Origin of the sequence: Frankia canadensis (assembly GCF_900197875.1) — a bacterium.
Classification (GTDB): Bacteria; Actinomycetota; Actinomycetes; order Frankiales; family Frankiaceae; genus Frankia; species Frankia canadensis.
On sequence record NZ_FZMO01000336.1, the window covers coordinates 1 to 3,260 of the forward strand.

Here is a 3,260-nt window from a genome sequence, read left to right on the forward strand (position 1 = left end):
GTCGGGTCCCGCCAAGGTGTTTCTATGCCCTCATGATCGGGCTGGGGCTAGCGGGGCGGCGAGCTTGAGCTGCTCTTCGGTGAGCAGACTGGAGTTTCTATGCCCTCATGATCGGGCTGGGGCTAGCGGGTTCCCGCGCGTGGCCGCGCTCACCCTCCTCGCCTCCGTGTTTCTATGCCCTCATGATCGGGCTGGGGCTAGCGGGGGCAACCGGCACCACGATGGCGGCGACCTGCGGGGTTGGGGGTATCGGGAACGAACCTCGCACGATAGTCGACCACGCGTCCGATGGACGATGCCTTAGTGATGATCGATATGCTCCTCTAGCAGCACTTTCACGTGTCGCACGGACCGTGATCGAATGCGGCGCGCCACACAGGTCATGTGCCACCAACAGCATACCCCACCCCGGTACGTAGACACGTCAACGGACGATCCAGTAGTCGGCGCGCTCCTCGACGGTGCGGGCGCCGAGGAGGTACCGCTCGCTGAAGGTGGCCTGGGTCATCGGGTAGATCCGCACTTGATCGACCAGCGGGTCGATCCGTTGACGGAGAGCAGCTCGCAACTCGCGGGCCCCATCAGCACCGGGTACCTCGCACTCGAAGACCGACAGTTGCACGCGCGGTCCGTAGCCGGACAGTAGGGCGGCCACGTCCTCGCGGCGAGCATCGTCGGTGATGTCGTAACAAATCATAAGCATCACAGGTCTTTACCTCCTTGATACGATCGATATCACGTCCCGCAAGGGACGCGAGAGGCTACCGACGGAGATGCGGTTCATAGCGCGCCGACGGATCAAGGAGGCTTCGCCCCAAGGACTTTGCTTGCAGCGACAAGACGACCCGGTAGGAGACCCGACGCCCGCTGGGCTGGTGGGTGGTGAGCGTCAACATCCTTCGCTCATAGGCCGCAAGAAAGGCTGCACGGGCGTCACCATTCATACGTGTCCCGGATGCCGGGACCTGATCAAATTGCTCGGGGCGAACCTGCCCGGTACTGACCAGGCGTCGAACCACGACATCCACGGTGAGCGGGCGAAATTCCTCCATCAGGTCGAGAGCGAGTGCCGGTCGGCCCCAGCGATGACGGTGCAGCAGGCCGACCATCGGATCCAAACCGGCCGTCTCAGCAGCAGCCACCGCCTCATTTGCGGGAAGGGTGTACCCGTAGGAAAGCATCGCATTTATCGGGTCCGGCGGTGGGCGGCGAATCCGCGCGGCAAATCCCCAGGATGGATCGAGACTACGGGCAAGATTCATGAAGTAGGCGCGGGAAGCAGCACCCTCAAGGCCAAGGCTGCGCGGAGATCACTCCAGGCTGCGATCAGTGACGTTCCGTAGCCACGTTCTGGGACGCATCAAGGTGCCCTGCACGGGGGCGGCGCGTGTTGGACGCGATTCCGCCACACTTGCTCGGGATGGGCCGCGCGCACCAAGCCACACACCCGGAAGAATTCTGCGGATACGGCGTAGAGCCTCACCGGAGAAATCTCGGCCGCCGAATTAACGAAAACATGGCCAGCCGTAGTGGCGGAAGTGGCCTTCCGGTCGGATGATGAAAGCGCGACCAAACAAAACCCGACCAAGAAGGCCACCGCGTGCCATCATGCCAGACCGGCGCCACGCTGTCGAACGGCCATGACCAGGCCACCGACGAGAAAGTCGCGCGACTTCTCGAGATGCTGCGCCAGGTAAAAGACTTCCGCGCTGACCGCGGGAAGGTCTACGACCTGCATTTCGTGCTCGCCGTCGCGCTCATCGCGACGCTGGCGGGCGCCACCGGCTACCGCCAGATCGGAAGACGCGCGGCCGACCTCCCACAAGGCCTACTCACCCAGCTCGGCGCACCCTACGACCATTTCTCCGGCGCCCACGCGACACCGAGCGAGTCGACCATCCGGGAAGTTCTCACCAACGTCGACGCCGACCTGCTCGACCTGGTCACCTGCGCCTGGATTCACGAATGCGCGACCCGCGACCAGAGCGGCGACCTCGTGATCGCACTGGACGGCAAGGTCCTGCGCGGCGCATGGACCGACGAGAACAAGCAGGTCAAGCTGTTCGCCGCCATGACCCACGCCGAGGGCACCGTCGTCGCGCAGACCCTGGTCCCCGACGACACCAACGAGATCACGCAGGTCGACAACCTCGTGAAGAACCTCCGCCACACCCGCGGGCGGACGATCGCCACAGCGGACGCGGCCCACACGCAGTTCAGGACCGCCATCCTCCTCAGAAAACGCGGAATCGACTACGTCCTAACTGTCAAGGGAAATCAGCCGAAACTCCACCAGGACATTTTCAGGCGTTGCCTCCCGCTACTCCAGGAAACGCCAGAACACGAGGAAGAGGAACGATCGCACGGCCGCGTCAGACGATGGTCAATCTGGACCACCGACGCCACCGGCTTCCGCTTCCCGTTCGCCCGCACCATCGCCATCATCCGCCGCGAGGAATTCGATCTCGAAGGAAACAGAACCACAAAGGAATACGCCTTTATCGTCAGTAGCCTGCGCGGTGAACGCGCCACCCCGGCAGCCATCCACACTCATGTGCGCCTGCACTGGGGAATCGAGAACCGCCTCCACTACATCCGCGACACCGCATGGCGCGAGGACGCCTGCCACGCCTCCCGAGGAAACGGGCCCAGAAACCTCGCCACCATCCGCAACCTCGCCCTGGGTCTCCTCCGCCTCCACGGCGTCCGAAAGATCAAGGAAACCCTCGAACACATCGCCGCGGACCGCCAGCGGGCACTCCACTACCTGGCCACTTAGAGCAACAGATCGTCACGTAAAGCGATCTTCGCGCAGCCCTGCCCTCAAGGCCGAGCAGTTCATGGGCGTCGTCGACGGCGGATACCCGATCAGCCAGGCTATCGATGGACCGCGCGTCGTCGAGCGCCTCAGCGTCCTCGGCATCCGCGGCCCGCAACACAGCTTCCCGCATGTTCAGGAGTTTTCCGGTAACAAAACCAGCGGCGACGAGCAGAGAGCGGGCAGGGTTGTCTGCAACTGTATACTGGGCACGGCGGATCTGAGGATCGCTTGTCGTCGGACTCGCGAGCCGGGCGCCAAGGCCGCCGGTCTCCGTAAGGAGAACGACTTCAATTCCACGCTCCGCTGCCTGGTGCAGGAACGGTGTGGTCAGAGAGATCCGACCATAGCAAATCACCTGCCGGATGCGGCGAAGCGACAGCCGCAGCAGTGAGCATTTTCAAAGTTGGTTTTTTTAGATTCCTTCCTGTTCCAGGACGAA

General features: G+C 63.2%; 3 protein-coding genes and 1 pseudogene. 1 reads left to right on the forward strand and 3 read right to left on the reverse strand.

Going from position 1 to position 3,260, the window contains the following annotated elements; genetic code table 11:
- Positions 1 to 424: 424 nt before the first annotated feature.
- Together cas2 and cas1 are read right to left on the reverse strand one after the other, a co-directional pair.
- Complete coding sequence (cas2, locus tag C1A33_RS23015) at positions 425 to 703, reverse strand: CRISPR-associated endonuclease Cas2 (RefSeq protein ID WP_165818549.1); 279 nt, start codon at positions 701 to 703, stop codon at positions 425 to 427.
- Positions 704 to 761: 58 nt separating this feature from the next.
- Positions 762 to 1,286, reverse strand: a pseudogene (gene cas1 / locus C1A33_RS23020) (CRISPR-associated endonuclease Cas1); the annotation flags it as partial.
- Positions 1,287 to 1,600: 314 nt separating this feature from the next.
- On the opposite strand from cas1, the gene C1A33_RS23025 reads away from it, so the two are divergent.
- A complete protein-coding gene (locus C1A33_RS23025; protein ID WP_101833450.1) occupies positions 1,601 to 2,779 on the forward strand; it encodes an ISAs1 family transposase in 1,179 nt (392 codons plus the stop codon).
- Here the strand turns inward: C1A33_RS23025 and C1A33_RS38105 are convergent.
- Positions 2,715 to 3,176 (reverse strand): CRISPR-associated endonuclease Cas1, encoded by a 462-nt coding sequence (locus tag C1A33_RS38105; protein ID WP_165818550.1) that lies wholly within the window; start codon positions 3,174 to 3,176, stop codon positions 2,715 to 2,717. The two genes, C1A33_RS23025 and C1A33_RS38105, sit on opposite strands and share 65 nt — an antisense overlap.
- Between the last annotated feature and the right edge of the window lie 84 nt (positions 3,177 to 3,260).

Excerpts from the sequence above, each read along its gene's own strand:
- cas2 (WP_165818549.1), bottom strand. The coding sequence starts at position 703 with ATGCTTATGATTTGTTACGACATCACCGACGATGCTCGCCGCGAGGAC.